We start from the raw sequence: 217 nt of genomic DNA on the forward strand, positions 1-217 counted from the left end.
GAGGGGGCCTTGGAGGGGGGAGGGCGCTGTTCGGGGTGTGGCGGGTGGAGTGTCGTAGAGGCTGTAGTCGTGGTCGTAGAGGTCGGGGAGGGAGGAGGTGTCGGAGCCGGTTCCGTCCTCGGGTGTCCGGGGCAGGGGCGAGGAGGGGAGGGTGGGGGTGTCCGGGGCGTCTGACGGGGTGGCGGGGCGGGTGTTGAGTTCGTCGGTGAAGCCGTCG

General features: G+C 71.9%; 1 protein-coding gene. It reads right to left on the reverse strand.

What is annotated here, in order from left to right; all coding sequences use genetic code 11:
- The coding region (locus ACFHWE_RS23895; RefSeq protein WP_416604131.1) for a hypothetical protein at positions 1-217 on the reverse strand (217 nt) is incomplete at both ends.

It is taken from the genome of Nocardiopsis sp. LOL_012, from assembly GCF_048060475.1.
Lineage (GTDB): Bacteria > Actinomycetota > Actinomycetes > Streptosporangiales > Streptosporangiaceae > Nocardiopsis.